The sequence below is a fragment of the Akkermansiaceae bacterium genome, assembly GCA_019634595.1.
Classification (GTDB): domain Bacteria; phylum Verrucomicrobiota; class Verrucomicrobiia; order Verrucomicrobiales; family Akkermansiaceae; genus Luteolibacter.
In genome coordinates this window covers 115,418-131,413 of the sequence record JAHCBC010000007.1, presented here as the reverse complement: position 1 = coordinate 131,413, position 15,996 = coordinate 115,418, and the positions used below count along the sequence as shown (strand labels likewise).

18 protein-coding genes are annotated in these 15,996 nt (G+C 62.5%); 6 read left to right on the top strand and 12 right to left on the bottom strand.

Annotated features, from left to right (window positions below; all coding sequences use genetic code 11):
- Positions 1–15: 15 nt before the first annotated feature.
- The 7 genes from KF712_21055 to KF712_21025 form a co-directional block, all read right to left on the bottom strand.
- The gene (locus tag KF712_21055; GenBank protein ID MBX3743488.1) at positions 16–477 is read right to left on the bottom strand and encodes a hypothetical protein; all 462 of its coding nucleotides are present in this window, start codon (positions 475–477) and stop codon (positions 16–18) included.
- A gap of 16 nt (positions 478–493) precedes the next feature.
- Positions 494–1,129, bottom strand: coding sequence for a pyridoxamine 5'-phosphate oxidase (pdxH, locus tag KF712_21050; protein ID MBX3743487.1), 636 nt, complete (start codon positions 1,127–1,129; stop codon positions 494–496).
- 291 nt (positions 1,130–1,420) lie between these two features.
- Entirely contained in the window at positions 1,421–2,197 is a 777-nt protein-coding gene (locus KF712_21045) for a TatD family hydrolase (protein MBX3743486.1), read from the bottom strand.
- The gene (locus KF712_21040) at positions 2,198–2,998 is read right to left on the bottom strand and encodes an HNH endonuclease (protein MBX3743485.1); all 801 of its coding nucleotides are present in this window, start codon (positions 2,996–2,998) and stop codon (positions 2,198–2,200) included. It abuts the gene before it with no gap.
- 3 nt (positions 2,999–3,001) lie between these two features.
- The gene (locus KF712_21035; GenBank protein ID MBX3743484.1) at positions 3,002–3,463 is read right to left on the bottom strand and encodes a RidA family protein; all 462 of its coding nucleotides are present in this window, start codon (positions 3,461–3,463) and stop codon (positions 3,002–3,004) included.
- Between the two features lie 6 nt (positions 3,464–3,469).
- Entirely contained in the window at positions 3,470–4,534 is a 1,065-nt protein-coding gene (locus tag KF712_21030) for a M23 family metallopeptidase (GenBank protein ID MBX3743483.1), read from the bottom strand.
- 7 nt (positions 4,535–4,541) lie between these two features.
- Positions 4,542–5,057, bottom strand: coding sequence for a hypothetical protein (locus tag KF712_21025; GenBank protein ID MBX3743482.1), 516 nt, complete (start codon positions 5,055–5,057; stop codon positions 4,542–4,544).
- A 355-nt stretch (positions 5,058–5,412) separates the two neighbouring features.
- On the opposite strand from KF712_21025, the gene obgE reads away from it, so the two are divergent.
- Genes obgE through KF712_21005 form a run of 4 tightly spaced genes read left to right on the top strand, consistent with a single transcriptional unit; the run spans position 5,413 to position 7,918 of the window.
- Positions 5,413–6,468 carry a GTPase ObgE gene (obgE, locus tag KF712_21020; protein MBX3743481.1) on the top strand — a complete coding sequence of 352 codons (1,056 nt, stop codon included), beginning with the start codon at positions 5,413–5,415 and terminating at the stop codon, positions 6,466–6,468.
- Between the two features lie 12 nt (positions 6,469–6,480).
- Positions 6,481–6,879 carry a gamma-glutamylcyclotransferase gene (locus KF712_21015; protein MBX3743480.1) on the top strand — a complete coding sequence of 133 codons (399 nt, stop codon included), beginning with the start codon at positions 6,481–6,483 and terminating at the stop codon, positions 6,877–6,879.
- On the top strand, positions 6,876–7,301 hold the full coding sequence (locus tag KF712_21010) for a hypothetical protein (protein MBX3743479.1): 426 nt from the start codon (positions 6,876–6,878) through the stop codon (positions 7,299–7,301). The genes KF712_21015 and KF712_21010 overlap by 4 nt, the downstream gene beginning before the upstream one ends.
- Complete coding sequence (locus KF712_21005; protein ID MBX3743478.1) at positions 7,298–7,918, top strand: class I SAM-dependent methyltransferase; 621 nt, start codon at positions 7,298–7,300, stop codon at positions 7,916–7,918. The genes KF712_21010 and KF712_21005 overlap by 4 nt, the downstream gene beginning before the upstream one ends.
- Positions 7,919–7,926: 8 nt before the next feature.
- Here the strand turns inward: KF712_21005 and KF712_21000 are convergent, their stop codons facing one another.
- Complete coding sequence (locus KF712_21000; GenBank protein MBX3743477.1) at positions 7,927–8,625, bottom strand: hypothetical protein; 699 nt, start codon at positions 8,623–8,625, stop codon at positions 7,927–7,929.
- A 443-nt stretch (positions 8,626–9,068) separates the two neighbouring features.
- On the opposite strand from KF712_21000, the gene KF712_20995 reads away from it, so the two are divergent.
- The gene (locus KF712_20995) at positions 9,069–9,590 is read left to right on the top strand and encodes an ATP-binding protein (GenBank protein MBX3743476.1); all 522 of its coding nucleotides are present in this window, start codon (positions 9,069–9,071) and stop codon (positions 9,588–9,590) included.
- A gap of 13 nt (positions 9,591–9,603) precedes the next feature.
- On the opposite strand, the gene KF712_20990 is transcribed toward KF712_20995, so the two are convergent.
- Entirely contained in the window at positions 9,604–10,467 is an 864-nt protein-coding gene (locus tag KF712_20990) for a nucleotidyltransferase (protein MBX3743475.1), read from the bottom strand.
- 445 nt (positions 10,468–10,912) lie between these two features.
- Here KF712_20990 and KF712_20985 point away from each other — a divergent pair, with 445 nt between their 5' ends.
- Positions 10,913–11,227, top strand: coding sequence for a hypothetical protein (locus tag KF712_20985; protein ID MBX3743474.1), 315 nt, complete (start codon positions 10,913–10,915; stop codon positions 11,225–11,227).
- A gap of 300 nt (positions 11,228–11,527) precedes the next feature.
- On the opposite strand, the gene thiH is transcribed toward KF712_20985, so the two are convergent.
- The 3 genes from thiH to rpoN form a co-directional block, all read right to left on the bottom strand.
- Positions 11,528–12,661 (bottom strand): 2-iminoacetate synthase ThiH, encoded by a 1,134-nt coding sequence (gene thiH / locus KF712_20980; protein ID MBX3743473.1) that lies wholly within the window; start codon positions 12,659–12,661, stop codon positions 11,528–11,530.
- Positions 12,662–12,923: 262 nt separating this feature from the next.
- On the bottom strand, positions 12,924–14,117 hold the full coding sequence (gene nspC, locus KF712_20975) for a carboxynorspermidine decarboxylase (protein MBX3743472.1): 1,194 nt from the start codon (positions 14,115–14,117) through the stop codon (positions 12,924–12,926).
- Positions 14,118–14,347: 230 nt separating this feature from the next.
- The gene (gene rpoN, locus KF712_20970) at positions 14,348–15,691 is read right to left on the bottom strand and encodes an RNA polymerase factor sigma-54 (protein ID MBX3743471.1); all 1,344 of its coding nucleotides are present in this window, start codon (positions 15,689–15,691) and stop codon (positions 14,348–14,350) included.
- Positions 15,692–15,996: the final 305 nt, after the last annotated feature.

The following is a 15,996-nucleotide window of genomic DNA, read 5'->3' as shown; positions in this document are numbered from 1 at the left end:
TTTTTAAAATTAATATTAAGGCACTGGAACCTCGTCCGTTGCGGGAGCAGCGGCTGGAACCTCCGGTGCCCCGGAGGTGGGGGGCGCAGGGTTTTCCGGAGCGAGCGGCTTGCCCAGCTCCCTCATATAGACCGCATCGCCGCGCTGGACTTCGCCGGATTGCACGTCGGCGGCGGCGTACTGCCCCATCACCTCGCCGGTGGCCAGCAGGTTGGCGGTGCTTCCTCCCGCACCGTGGGCGATGAGGACGGTGCCGGCGGCGACCTTCCACTCACCGTAGCTCTGGATGAGGATGAAGCGCTTGTCGGCTGGCACGCTGGCGACCCTGCCGACCAACCGCGGGCGCATCACCTCGCCGCTTTTCGTGACGGGGATCGGTTCGTCCTCGCCCGCGCAGGACGGGAGCAGGACGCAGAGAGCCGGCAATGCGATGACCGCCAGAAAGCGGAGTGGGATTCGGGAGAACAGGGATGTCATGGGAGCGGGTGGAGGGTCAGGGGGAGAGACGTTCGATTTTCCAGCCATCGGCGTCCCGTTGGTAGAGGAAGCGGTCGTGGAGTCGTGCCGGACCGCCTTGCCAGAACTCGATGGTTTCCGGGATCACCCGGTAGCCTCCCCAGTGCGGGGGCAGGGGCACGGGGCCATCGGAAAATTTCTCGCCGAACTCCGCGAGGCGCTCCGTCAGGAACTCCCGGCCGGGGATCACCTCGCTCTGCTCCGACACCCACGCACCGATCTGGGACTCGCGCGGGCGTGCCAGGAAGTATTCCCTGGACTCCTCCTCGCTGGTTTTCTCCACGGTTCCCTGGACGATGATCTGCCGCTCCAGCGTCAGCCATGGAAAGAGCAGGCTGGCCTTCGCGTTGCCCGCCAGTTCCCGGCCCTTCCGGCTCTGGTAGTTCGTGAAGAAGGTGAAGCCGCTCGCGGCGAAGCGCTTGAGCAGGACGGTGCGTTGGGACGGCATGCCCGTCTCATCCACCGTCGCCAGCGTCATCGCATTTGGCTCATGGACCTCCAGTTCCACCGCCTGGGCGAACCATGCCGAGAACTGCGCGATGGGGTCGTCATGGATCTCGGACCGGTGCAGGCCGCGGCCGGAATATTCTTTGCGGAAATCAGCGAGGTTCATGGCCGGAGCATGAACATCAGACGCGTGACGTCCAACCTTGAACGCTGGATTATTGTTACTGTCGATCCGGGGCGTTCACCTCGGGCGCGGCAGCGTCATGGAGTGCGGCAGTCTCTGCCGCTATCGGTCGTGGGCCAGATTTTCCCTCAAGTGAACATGCCATTCGCAAGTTGGGACGTGGGGGGGCCTCCCACATTGTCCGGCAGGTGATGTTCTCTCCCCAAAGCGGCGGAGGACCGCCGCACTCCATGACGCTGCCGCGTCTGGGGACTTCCCCTTTGGGAAGGATCATCAAGGAAAGCAACGCCGGAAGTTATTCCCGGTCCTGCGCGACAGCTCCTCTGGAGAGACCCCAAAACCACGCGCAAGCCCACTGGCGATGGACGCCAGGTTCGCCGGATGATTGTGGCCCTCCGGCAGCGGGTGTGTGATGGCTTCCGGGGGAGGGGCCATGTCCGGAGCATCCGTCTCCAGCAGGATGCGGTCTTCCGGCAACTGTCGGAAAACCTCCAGCACTTTCGCTTTCCTCGGCTGGAGGAAGTAGCCGGAAAAGGAAAAGAATGCGCCGGGCGGGATGAGCCTGCGCGCGACCTCGATGGAGCCACCGAAGGAGTGCATCAGGAAACGGGCGGGCGGAGGCTGTTCCTTGAACGCCGTGAAAAGGGCGTCCCATGCCTTCAGGCAATGGATCGTCGCGGTCCGGTCGAGTTCCCTGGAGATTTCCAACTGGTCCAGGAACACCGGCATCTGCGTGCCGAGGTCCGGTTTCGCGATCCATTGGTCGAGGCCGATCTCCCCGACAGTCGCACGCGTATCCGCGAGGAGAAGGCTCCGCAGGCGGTCCTGCCAGCCGGTGGTGGCGGTGTGCGCGTACCACGGATGGATGCCGTAGGCGGGCAGGACAAAGTCACGGTGGTCTTCCGCCAACTGCCTGACGGCGGCCCAGTCCGCCTCGCGGGTTGCGTTCACCACACAGCGTTCCACTCCCGCCCGCCGCATGGCGCGGATCAGCTCCGACCCATCAGCGAACCGGGGATCCTGCAGATGGTTGTGGGAGTCGATCCACATTCACGGGGCGGGGTCGGCCGGTTGATCTTTCCAGAATTCCAACTGGCTCCGGAGAGCCTTCGCCACGAGGGGGGAGAAATCACGATGATCGGCGGCTTGCTCGATCACCTCCCGCATAGCGTCCGCTTCTTCGCAATCCCAGAACCGTTCCATCGTCCTCAGATTGAACCGATAGATGCGGATGATGGAATCGAACAACTTCGGCGCTTCGCCTCCCTGCAGTTGGAGGAGGAGTTTCACATCACTTTGGGCGGGATGGAGGACCAGCTTCCGCTCGGTGAAATCCGGAAGGTCCGCCTTCTGGTTGAGCTGGATGAATTTCCCGAGGAAGGTCCGCGCGGCTTTCTTGTAGTAGGCCACGCCCCGTTGATGGCTCCGGTCACCTCCGGCGGCTTTGAACAGTTGGTAAATCGCGCGGTTGAAATACCAGTCGGATGCCTGGATCCGCGAGAGCCGCTTCAACTGCCGGAGCTGATCCTGAGAAACGGTGCCTACATTCCAGAAGTGGTAATCGGTCGGCTCCCCCTCATCGAACAGGTAACAGTTATCCCGGCCGTTCGAACTCTTCTTCGAGTTGTGGAACGAGGAAGCGCAGATGCCGTTGCTAACGGTGGACGTCCCGCCACTCGCGCGGGGCTTGCGGTGGTCCGCCCAGTCCACGTCGTAGAGGGGGGAGATCCCGTAATCCAGAATCCAGAGGGACTTGCCGGAAAACGCGCAGGTGGCCCGGTCACGGGCGAAGATCTCAGCCTTCGTGGCTTCGGAAAATTCAAAGCCCCTGCGCTTTCCGGCTTCAGCCATGCATCAATCCTCCACCTCGACGATGAGGTTGATCTCGACCGCGACGTTCAGCGGCAGGGCGGCGACGCCCAGGGCGGTGCGGGAGTGCTTGCCCTTGTCACCGAAGATTTCCACCAGCAGCTCGGACGCGCCGTTGACCACCTGTGGATGACCGTAGAAGTCAGGCTCGGAGCTGACGAAGCCGTTGAGGGCGACGATGCGCTTCAGCTTGTCCAGCGAGCCGATCTCCTCCTGGATGATGGCCAGCCTGTTGAGGACGATGATGCGGGCGCCTTCCTGCGCTTCCTCGATGGAGACGTCCGTCGGCACCTTGCCGATCACCTTCCTGTCGCCGTCGATGGGCAGACCGCCGGAAAGGAAGAGGAGGTTCCCGGTGCGGACGCAGTTCACATAGGCGGCGACGGGAGCGGGGACGGCGGGCAGGGTGAGGCCGAGCGAGGCCAGTTTATCGGTGATGGTGGACATAGAGGATTATTGGGCCGGGGTCTTCGGGAAATCATCCGTCAGCAGGGCGACGAGTTTCTTCCCGTTGGGCGAAAGGGAGGCCTGGTTGCCCTCTCCGATGACCAGCCCGCGTGTCAGCAGGCGGTGGGGGACGGCGGAGGGACGGATGCTGGACAGGATGGGGGCGACCACCGGCTTTGTCCCCGGGATGAAGGCGATGGGGTGGCCCGTCGCGCTGAAAGCGATGTCCCAGGAGACCGCGTCCTTCGCATCCCCCTGCACGATCCATGGATAGCGCTCGATGAAGTCGAAGGTGCCCGTCTGCGGCGCAGGCACGGACACCTTGAAATAGACCGGGATGGACCGGACATACTCGCTGAAGGTCAGCTCCGGCTTCGCCTTGTGGGCCAGGTAGAACTCCGCCACGGGCACTCCGGACAGGTTCATGCCATGGAAGGCTCCTTGGTAGTTCACGCCGCCACCGTTGTTCTTCTGCCAGTCGTCGAAATGACGGCTCATCAGGAAGGTGATCTCCAGGTGCACGTGGGAGCGTTCGCGGTTGATGCCGTCACCCGTGAAGCCCATCTGGCCGAGAACGGATCCGGAGTTCACCGGGTCACCGGGATTCACCGTGATCTTCGAAAGGTGCGCGTAGAGGGAATAGACGGAGGAGTTCTCCCAGCGGTGCTCCACCACCACGTACTTGCCGTAGTTGCTGCGGCCCGCCAGCGGGCTGATGTGGACCACCGTGCCATCGGCGATGCTGCTCACCAGATCGAGCGGATTTCCCGCCTTGTCCCGTTTGATGGGGGCGATGTCGATGCCTTCGTGGAATTTCGTGAGGACGATCTCCTCATTCACGCGGATGGGCGTGCGGACGAAGCCGAAGGCCCCCGCTTCCCATGGCTTCGTGTGCTGGCCTTCGAAGTTCCGGTCCACATACATGTAGAACTTCTCCGGCTCACCGGAGAAAAGGTGGGTGTTTTCCGTGGGCAGGCGCAGGTCGATCGGCGGCGGGGTGTCCGTGGGGACCGGCTGGGCGGTGGCGGACAGGGTGAGCGCCAGGAACGGGTAGAGGAAACGGAAGGCCATGGGAGAGTCAGTCCTCCTTGTTCTTCTTTTCCGCCTTCTTCGCAGCCTCAGCGCCGATCCGGGGCAGGGTCTTGTCCAGAAGGTTGATTTCGTCGATGGACACGCCTTTCCAGATGACCAGCACGCCGTCCTCGACGGGCTTGTCGATGCGGACACCGTCGCGGACGGTGCCGTTCACGCGGGCGATCATCCAGCGGTCGATGTTGACGGCGGTGCTGGCGGCCAACCGGCGCTTGGCGTTCGGTTTCAGGACGAGCGCCATGCCGTAGGTGTTGCCGCCCAGATCATCCGGAAACGGGCCGAAGGCGACCACATCCTTCATGGTGATCTCGGACAGGCGGCGGAAATATTTGACCTGGTTGCCACCGATGGGCACCTGGGTGATCATCTTCGGGTTGTCCGTGGCATCCGTCTCCATGTGGAACGAGATGACCGGAGTGTCCTCCTTTTTTCCGCCGGCATCCGCGGCGGGGGCCAGGCAGAGCAGGAAAAGCGCGGCGAGGGTTTTGATCCGGTGGAGCATGGCGGGATTCAACCGGCAGGACCGGACGCCGGAAAGCAAAAACGGCGGTGGACGGCAGGGCAGTTGAATTCGGAGTCTGCCGGGAAAAGTAGTTGGATTACAACTGATTGCACTGATTCAACTGATTTGAAGAGTGGAGATTCATCACCATAAGCTGAAGATTGTGAGCGCATTTTCCGGTTCTGAAATCAGTATTTGAATCAGTAAATCAGTGTAATCAGTGGTTTCATGGCTTTCCCCAAACCATGGATTTTCCGTTCCTGTTCCGTCCGGTCCTGAAATGAGCAGCCTTGGTGTGGAAAGGACGCCTCATTCCCGTTGACCGCGGCGGAAGGGGATGGCATGGCAGGCGTGCATGTTCATTGATCACATCCGGATTTTGGCCAAGGCGGGCGACGGCGGAGACGGCGTCGTGGCATTCCGCCGGGAGAAATTCGTCCCACGCGGCGGCCCTGACGGCGGAGACGGAGGCGCGGGCGGAGACGTGATTCTGATCGTGGACAACTCGACCGACAACCTGCGCCAGTACCACTACGATCCGAAGCTCATCGCGGAGAACGGGAAAAACGGTGCGGGCACCCGGAAAACCGGCAAGGGCGGAAAAAAGATCATCGGCAAGGTGCCTCCGGGCACGGTGGTTTATCGGAGCAGCGCTGTGACCATCAACGAAGCCGTCGAGTCCGAACGAAGCGACGAGGGCATCGATCTCGAACCCATCGCCGACCTGACCGAGGAAGGCCAGCAGTTCGTGCTCTGCAAGGGTGGCGAACCCGGCAAGGGCAACTGGCACTTCAAGACGCCGACCAACCGTGCGCCGGTGGAGCACACGCTCGGCACGCCCGGCGACCAGGGAGTTTTCTATCTCGAGCTGCGCCGCATCGCGGACGCCGGTCTCGTCGGCTTCCCGAACGCCGGGAAATCCACGCTGCTGGGCAAGCTGTCCGCGGCCAAGCCGAAGGTCGCCTCCTACCCGTTCACCACGCTGCAACCGATGGTGGGGGTGGTGGAGTTTCCCGGCTTCCGCCGCTGCACGGTGGCGGACATCCCCGGCCTCATCGAGGGAGCGCATGACAACCGCGGTCTGGGCCATGAGTTCCTCCGCCACGTCACCCGCTGCAAGATGCTCCTGTTCGTCCTGGACATGGCCGGCAGTGAGGGACGGGATCCCATTTCCGACTTCGAGATCCTCCGCACGGAGATCAAGGAATATGACGAGGAACTCGCCCGCTTCCCATGGAAGGTGGTGGCGAACAAGATGGACCTCGAAGGAGCCGCCGAGAACCTCGAAGCGTTCCGCAACCGTTTCCCGAAGGCGGAGGTACTGCCCATCTCCGCCGACCTGGAAGAAGGCCTGGATGACCTGAAGCAGATGCTCGACAACGAGGTCGGCCATCGCCCTGGCGGCCGCTGATTTCCCACGCCCATGTCCGGAACCCGTGATCTGGTGTTCGTCTATGGCACGCTGAGACGCGGCGGGACGAACCACTTCCGGATGTCCGGCGCGGACCTGGTGACGGAGGGGATCGTAAAAGGCAGGATCTACCGCATCTCCTGGTATCCGGGGCTGGTGCTGGGGGACGAGGGCGAGGTGAAAGGCGAGGTCTATTCCGTGGATGCCGGCCAACTGCTGGAGCTGGATGCTTTCGAGGGCCTGTCCGCGGGCGAGATCGAGGGCAGTGAATACCGCCGCGTGAAGGCCGTCGTGTTCCGGCCGGGCGGGAAGACGCTTTCCGCATGGGTATGGGAATGGATCGGACCATTTGACGCGAAGGATCTTCTGGCTCAGGGTGACTGGATTGCGGTCGAACCCGGAGCTGAATGAAAGAGGATGAAATGAAGCGCCCCGTGGAGTGGGCCACCAGGATCAACCAGCGGTGGATCGTCCACCGGGGCCTGGGAAAGAGGGCGGAGGACTGGATCAACCATCTGGCGGAGACGGACCCGCTGCGCCTGCGGACCTCCTGTGATGCCGCCCGGCAGATGATCCGGTGTTGGAATGAGGGAGGAGATCCCAAGCCGTGGTTCTACGCCGGGCTTTTCAGCACCGCGACCGGGGCGGAGGCGGAGCAGTTCCTGGCAGGCCACCGGCTCACCACCGCCACGGTCCCCGCGATGGCACAGGACCCCGGCGTGCGGGATTGGGAGGCGTCCCTCTGCCCGGAAACCTGTGAACTGCTGCAGCGTCTCCGCTCAGGCCTGCGGGAGACAGGGGGCGCGGAAAGGGATGCGGAAGCCGCGGAATGAGCTTCGACCGCATCGCGCCATTCTATGGTCCGATGGAACATCTCCTGGCCGGGTGGTGCATGCAGCGTGCCCGTCTCTGGCTGATGGAAGGAAGCCACCGTCCTGAAAGGGTGCTGATGGTGGGGGAGGGACCGGGACGTTTCCTGGAGGCATTCCGGGCACGGTTTCCCGATGCGGAGATCACCGTGGTGGATGGCAGCGCGGGAATGCTGGAGATCGCACGCCGCAGGCTGGGGGACGATACGGGAGTGGCCTTCGTCCATGCCCGCCTGGAGGACTGGGAGACGGACCGGCGCTTTGATCTGATCGTGACCAATTTCCTGCTGGATTGCCTGCCGCGGCGCGGGATGGAGGAAGCGGTGGAAAAGCTCGCTGGATGCGCGGCCCCGCAGGCGGAATGGTGGATCGCGGAGTTCGACCTGCCGGAGCGGGGTGCCGCACGGTGGCGGGGCCGGTTCATCCTCCGGTCGCTCTATCTGTTCTTCGGCATGGTGGCGGGCGTCACGGCGCGGAAGCTCCATCCGCCGGATGACGCGCTGGGCCGGGCCGGTTTCACCCGTGCCGCCCGGACGACCTGGAGCTGGGGGCTGCTGAAAAGCGAACGCTGGACGCGGTAGCGGGGAAGTCAGGCGTCCCTTCCGCGGCGGCGGCGCAGGGCGGGCAGGACGGCACAGCCCGCCAGCAACAGGACTCCGGAAGGTTCCGGCACCATGGTGCCTTCGAGTTTCACCCCTTGGATGAAATTGCCCACGTTCCCCGTGGTTGGGGTATAGTCGTCCGCCACGGCGATCGCGAAGGACAGGCTGGTGATCTCGCCCAGGCTGCTGAGATCCACGCTGTAGGTCTGGACCTTGTATTTGTTGTTGTCCGTATTGGTGAGCGTGAAGACCGGGGTGAACAGCGTGCCGTTCACATAAACCCCCACCGTGGAGGTGACGGAGGAAGCCGCCGCCGCGTGGATGGCATTGGCGAAATCGAACGTCAGGGTCGCCGGGACGAAGGAATACCCGTCGGATGTGGCGATGGTGGCGGAAAGCGCGGAGGACGTCGGGCTGAGGGTGGTGGAGGTGACGTTCCCATGGAACAACCGCCAGTAGGTGCCGGTGCCGGTGCCCAGGTTCGGACCGGCGGGAGTGTTCCCGGGGGTGCCGTAGGAATTACGCCATTCCCCGCCGGTGGTGGTCATGTTTCCCGCGGTGATCCCATCCGCCACATCACTCGCCGCAAAGCTCTGCGTGCCGGTCAGGTAGGTGGCCAAGGTCGCCCCGGAAGCTCCGGAAATCATGGCGGACAGTTGGAAGAAAATCAAAAAGGCGGGCTTCATGCGATGGTTCGGAAACTCCCGATGGGGTTGGAATCCCACGGTGGGCATGATGGATACGGAAAGCTCTCCCTGATTATTGCACGCATTTGTGGAAATTCCCCCGGCAATGCCGGGGAATCCACGGAAGGGACCCCATATTGGGAAATAATGGTACAAATGGCCGTTTTTGAGTCCTTATGGCCGATTTTGGGATAATTTAGATCTTTAAAGACACCCGGATTATCGCATTCTCTTTGTCAACGGAAGGCAGCAATGCCTTTCAGACATTTCCAGATTCCGGTCATAGCAATGTAGGAGTCGTTCGATATCCGGGGGGAATTCGGGCGATGGAACAGTGAAGTAGCCGGGGTCATTTGGGGGGAATGTTCATTTGAAGGCGCGGATCGGAAACGGTCCGCGCCTTTTGACTTTTCCCCGCACGGCATCCGGGGTTCGCTGCGCCCGTGATCACGCCCGCTTCCGGCAGACTTCATATCGTTTTCGGGCCTCCTGCCGCCGGAAAGACGGTCTATGCCCGGAAACTGGCGGCCACGCTTGGAGCCTGCCTGCTCGACAGTGATGAGGTGACCGAGCGGATGGTGAGGGCGGGGCTGGAACTCGCGGGCTTTGATCCGGACGACCGCCATTCGGCGGCCTACAAGCAGGCATTCCGGGCCCCGGTCTATGAGACGCTCTTTGATCTGGCCGTTTCGAATTTGCCGAACGTGCCTGTCGTCATCGCCGGTCCATTCACCCGGGAGGGCGGGGAGGCGGACTGGCCCTCACATCTGGAGCGGCGGCTGGGGGTAGTGCCTGAGTTTCACTTCATCTGGTGCCCGCCGGACGAGCGGAAGCGCCGGATCATCGCCCGTGGAGCGGCGAGGGATCTGCCGAAGCTGGCCGCGTGGGACGACTACGTGGCCACCTGCCGGGAGGAGCCACCTGTCTTTCCTCACCGTTTCATTGGGACCGCCGGTCAGGCGTGAACCGTCGCGCGGATCAGAGCGACGCCGGATATTCCCCTTCCGAGATGAGGCGGTTGATGGAGGCGACCACATGGGGCTTGTCATCCGGATAGGTCACCCCGAACCAATGGCTGCTGGTGTCCAGAACGCGGCAGTCCGCCACGCCGGGGCGGATGAGGGCGTCCACCACCGTTGGGATGTAGCACTCCGTCTTCCCGCCATCGCCCTGGCTTTCCAGGAAGGAGGTGAAGTGGGATTCCAGATGAAGGAAGAAGTCCGGGGTGAACGCCCAGAAATTCATCGAAACGGGCGTACCATCGGCGATCACTTTTCGCTCTCCATCCAAGGCGGTGCCACGCACCACGCCGTCTTCGCCGCGTGAAATGTTCACGTATTCCTCCACGTTCGTGAGCAGCCCGGCGGCATCCCGGGAGCAGATCCCGCGGTTGACCTCGCCATGATCGGACAGGGTGTTTTCCAGCGGATAGCCCACCATCGCATAATGGGAGGGCGTGGGATCCAGGAGGAATGCGGCCGCTGCGCGGTAGGCGTCCCTGCCGTAGAAATCATCCGCATTGATGACCGCGAAGGGTTCTTTCACCACATCCCTCGCGGCGCGCACGGCATGGGCGGTGCCCCACGGTTTCGTGCGTCCTTCCGGCACACTGAACGGGGCGGGGAGGTCATCCAGCTTCTGGAAGGCGTAACCCACCTCGATGCGGTCGGAGAAACGCGAGCCGATCCCTTGCTTGAAAGCTTCCGCGAAATCCTCGCGGATGATGAAGACCACCTTGCCGAAACCCGCGCGGATCGCGTCGAAGACGGAGTAGTCGAGGACGGTTTCTCCGTTCGGTCCCATCGGGTCCATTTGCTTCAGTCCGCCGTAGCGGCTGCCCATGCCGGCGGCGAGGACGAGGAGGGTTGGTTGCATCGCCGCGGATTCTGTGGAGCGGAGGGAACCATGAAAAGGCCTTTGTGCGGCCTTTCCGTAGCGGAGCGGCTGCGCCGTCCCGGCCGGGTGGAGGGGTGCCATCTTGCCCCCCGCGGCGAAGCCGACGGGGAACGGAAGCGCTTTCTCCGAAAGGGCCGTGAGTGGATGGCACATCGCCCTTGATGCCTCCCAAGTTGGATACGTTCCCTTTCCCCCCGGGCCGGATGGGGCGGAGGCCGTCGCACAGGAGCTTTCGGAGAAAGCTCTTCCTTTCCGCGCGATGCGCGGTGCCTTTCCTCTTGTCCATGAGCAGGCCGGGAGATGAATCCCGACCGGGAAACTCAGGCAATCTTGACAATCCCGGCAGGTTCAGCTTCAATCGGTGGAGACCATGGCGGTGAAGAAACCAGTGATGGGCAAGTTGGCCCGGATCGAAGCGAGGACGGAGGCGTTCAACAGCCTCCGCCGGATGCTTTTCGTCGTGTTTTGTGCCGCGTCCGGATTCACCTGCGTGGCGATGGCTTTCCCCCACCGGCAGCGGCTGGATGAGATGGAACAAAGCCTGAAGGAGGCGAAGGAGCAGGAGCGGCTGGCCCTGGCTGACCGGGACAACATGATCACGGAGCACAAGGCTCTCCGCGAAGATCCCGAATTCCTGGAAGTCCACGCCCGCGACCGCTGGGGCCTCTACCGAGAAGGGGAGAAGGTGCTGAAGTTCCGGAAGTGATCCCCAATGCCTTTGGGAATAGGGGTAACCATCATAGCAAAGCGGCATTTTTCGAACCGCAATCGGAGCGCAGCGGAGATGGGCGAACTGGAGTTTGGTAGTTGAGCCAAATTAAAGGATTAAGAATGGATTTCGCAGATTCTGATTCTCCGGAGAGTTTGCTTTGACCGCGCGATGATTCCTTCTTCTTCCTAAATCCGCGGAATCCATTCTTAGTCCCCTTGATCTGCGCTGGAAAAAGGGACCTCCTACCATCGGATTCCAATCCTTGGAGGCATTGGAAGTGATTCCGCAGGCGCGTCACACGCCCAGCAACGACTCATCCCAGTCCTTCCAGACCGGATCAAGCTTCTGTTCCCGGAGCATCGCCGCCACTTCCGCGGCGGAGCGGTGGTCGGTGATCTGGAACTGCTCGGTGGCTTTCTCGCAGCCGGACTTTTCCGTCAGCTCCACACGCCGGCCTTTCACGGTGAGATGCAGGTCATCATGCCCTGCGCCGGTGTAGCCGCCCGGCTCCGTGCGGGCACCGGCGGACATATGGGTGACACCCAGCGTGGCGATGGCATCGCGCAGTCCGGCCGGTTCGCGGGTGGAGGCGACGATGCCCACCTGGGGGAAAAGGATCCGGAACGCGCAGATCAGGCGGACAAAGGCCCGGTCCGGCAGGTAGAGCGCCGCGTCCGGCTCATACTCGTAGTTTCCGGCGTAGGGACGCATGCGCGGAAAGGCGACGGTGAACTGTGCCTTCCAGCAGTGCTTGTAGAGATACTCCAGATGCGCGGCGAGGGCGAGGGCCTCATATTTCCATGATGCCAGCCCGAACAACGCGCCGATGCCGATGCGGCGGAACCCACCCGCATACGCGCGCTCCGGGCAGTCCAGCCGCCAGCCGAACTTCCGCTTCGGTCCTGCGGTGTGGAGCGTTTCGTAAGTTTCGCGGTGGTAGGTTTCCTGGTACACCACCAGACCCTCCGCGCCGTGGCTGACGATCTCCGCATACTGGTCATCCTCCATGGGACCCACTTCCAGGCCGAGCGTGGGGATGAAAGGCTTGAGCGCGTCCAGGCATTCCTGCAGGTAGCCGTCGGAGACGAACTTCGGGTGCTCTCCCGCGACGAGCAGGATATTGCGGAAGCCGAGGCCGTGCAGGTGCTTCGCCTCCCGCACCACCTGGTCCACGGTGAGGGTGGTGCGGAGGATGGCGGCATCCCGCGAGAAGCCGCAGTACTTGCAGTTGTTCACGCACTCGTTGGAAACGTAGAGCGGGGCGAAAAGCCGCATCGTCCGGCCGAAGTGGCGGCGCGTGACCTGCTGGCTCTGCCTTGCCAGCGTCTCCAGGGGCGGACCGCTTTCCTCGGAGATCATCGCCATGAACCGCCGCATCAGGGGCGTCGGGCTGGACATGAGCTGGGGAAAAACTTCCGAAAAGGACATCGCGCGCGGGAATGTGCTGCGGGTGGGCCGGGGGATCAAGTGGGAACGGACGGCACCTTCAGGGCCACCTCATTTCGGGCATTGCTGGAGGAAAGCCGTTGGATTACCACTGATTGCACTGATTTACTGATTCAGAATCCGGCAATATTTCTGAAGACGGTCCATTCCTCTCTTCTTCAAATCAGTAAATCAGTGTAATCAGTGGTAATTCTTTTCAGATTTCGGATGGAGCTTCCGAAATGAGGTGGCCCTGGACGGCGAGTCAGGACAGTCGGTCGCGGAAGTCCGGGTAGCCGAACTCACGGATCGTCTCCAGCGTGCCATCCTCATGCTGGAGGACGATGGGCGGGTGCTTCACCCCGTTGAAGGTGGTGGTCTTCACCATCGTGTAGTGCGCCATGTCGTCGAACACCAGCACATCACCTGTCTCCAGCGGACGGGGGAAGGCGAAGTCGCCGATGACATCCCCCGCGAGGCAGGTCGGCCCGCCCAGGCGGTAGAGGTGTGCGCCTTCCTCCGCGGCGGGGAGGTAGGATTCCCCGGCAAAGGTGACCGCAGGGGTGGCGGCGGATGCGTCCTGTTCCGCGCTCGGTTCCACCAGGAAAACATCCGGGCGGTAGGGCATCTCCAGCACATCCGGCATGTGGGCGGTCGCGGAGATGCTGAGGATGGCGAGCTTGTGCCCCGCGGACTCGAAGACATCCATCACCGTCGCGCGCAGCACGCCCGTGTGGATGGCGATGGCTTCGCCCGGCTCCAGCCAGACCTCGACGTTGTATTTTTCCCGCGCTTCCCGGACCAGACGGACGAGCTTTTCCCGGTCGTAGAACGGCTTGGTGATCCAGTGGCCGCCGCCCATGTTCAGGTAGGTGAACTGCTCCGAGCGCAGCAGGTGGCCGAATTTCGCGTCCACCGCGGCCAGCGTCGTCTCCAGGTCGTCGGAGTTCTGTTCGCAGAGCGTGTGGAAATGGAGTCCGGACAGGCCGGTGAGGTCCGCGCCCTGGAGCTGGTCCGCCGTGATGCCCAGGCGGGAGCCGGGGATGCAGGGATCATAGATCGGCGTTTCCCCCGTCGAGTGTTCCGGGTTCACACGCAGCCCGCATTTCATTTCCCCGTTGATGAAGCGAGGGTGGGCCATAATCCGGTCACGGTAGCGGAACCATTGGGAGAGGGAGTTGAAATCGAGATGGTCGGTGAACTCGCAGAGCGCGGCGATGTCCTCGTCATCATAGGCCGGGGAGTAGGTCACCACATGCTTCTTGAAATGGTCGTGCGCCAGCAAGCCCTCCCACAGGCCGGAGGCACAGCAACCGTCCAGATCCGCGCTGATGTGGGGGAACGCTTTCCAGCAGGAAAACCCCTTGAGTGCGAGCACGAGGCGCGCGCCGGACTGTTCCCGGACTTCACGGAGGATGGCGGTGTTCCGCTGGAGCGCGGGAATGGAGATGACGAACATGGCTGGACGGGTGGCCGGGGAAAATTCCGGAGGCGCGCTACCGTAGATGGCAACACGGAATCCGCAAGGTCGGCGTACCGTGGCTTGTGATGGGTCCCTGCCTAAAATGCGGCTGATTCGGCGCACCAGAGCATCTTGAAAAACTTAATCCCATCTCTTATCTGCGTCCATCTGCGTTCATCTGTGGTTGAATTCTTCCCACATTAGCCCCCTCTGGGTCCGCACGTGAATCAGAACGACTTCCGCAGATGGGATGGCAGGATGTTGAGCTGCTCCCGGTATTTCGCCACCGTGCGGCGGGCGACCTTGATGCCCTGTGCGGCCAGCTTTTTCGCCAGCGCGTCGTCGGAGAGTGGCTTCGACGGATTTTCCTGGGACACGAGCTGCTGGATGGCCTCCCGCACGCCCGCATTGGAGACTTCCTCCCCGGAACTGGTCTGGTAGCCGGTGGCGAAGAACGCGCGCATTTCCATCAACCCGTGCGGGGTGAGGACATACTTGCCGGCCACCGCCCGTGACACGGTCGTCGCGTGGAGGCTCAGTTCGTCCGCCACGTCGTTCATCGTCAGCGGGCGCAGGAAACGCGGGCCTTTGGTGAGGAACTGGGGCTGGTGTTTGATCAACTGGTGGGCGATCGCCAGGATCGTTTCCTGCCGCAGGGAGATGGAGCGGATGAGGCTGCGGCCCTCGCGGATCTGGTCACGGAGGAACTGGCGGGCCTTCGAGTCCGTGCCATTGCGGCCGATCATGTCCTTGTAGAAATCGTTGATGCGCAGGTTCGGCAGATGCTCGCCTGTCAGGCGTGCGCTCCAGTCGCCCTCGTCATCCTTTTCGATGATCACGTCCGGCAGGATGTAGGGGTTGCCGGTAGGATCGAAATCCCCGCCCGGATTCGGGCTCAGGCGGCCGATGCGGGACGCCGCTTCCGTGATCCGCTCGATGCTGGTCCCGAGCGCCTTGGCGATCTGCGGGTAGCGCTTGCGGGCGAGATCCTCCAGATGGTCGCGGACGATCTTGTATTCGATGGTTTCCGTCCCCTCGGCGCGTTCCAGTTGCAGCAGCAGGGACTCCGGAATGCCATTCGCGCCGACGCCTGCGGGGTCGAAGGACTGCACCAGCTTCAGCGCGGCGTTCATGTTCGCCGGGCGGATGTCCATCCGCATGGCCAGATCCTTCACCGGCATGTCGAGGAAGCCCCGCTCATCCAGGTTTCCGAGGATCGCCTGGGCGGCTTCCCTCACCTCCGGATCCACCATCGAAAGATCGAGCTGGTTCTGGAGATGCTGTTGCAGCGTCTCCGGCGCGACGATGGAGTCGTAGAGCCGCTGGCGGCGTTCCTCGTCCTCGGTGGTCCATGGGGACGAGCGGCCTTCCATGATGGAGCGGTCCCGCCAGTCATCGTCCGTCTCGTTGAGATACTCCATCGAGTCCGCTTCCTCCGCATCCGGAGCTTCCTCGTCGAGGGAAACGGATTCGGTGATGTCCTCCAGCACCGGATTCGTTTCGAGCGCCATACGCACCACCTGGGTCAGCTCCAGCGTGCTTGCCTGGAGGATCTCAAGGCTCTTGCGCATCTGAGGCGCAAGCGTTTGCTGCTGGGAAAGTGACTGGTGTAGAGAAGCTTCGGCCATGGATGACGCGGGCACCTGCTGATGCCCGACGTCATTTAAGAGTCTCTTTTGAAAATTGCAGCAATTTTTATGCCACGGGGGATAATTTTATTTGCCGCGTCCCACGGCAGATCGTGAAGCGGTCACCGTCAATGCTATCCGGAAAAACGCACTCCGCATCCGAAATCATCCGCAAACCGGGAAAAAAGAGAAAAAAGGCCGGCGGCGGTTCCAGGGAACCCACCGCCGGCCCGTTTGTTTCGGGGGGA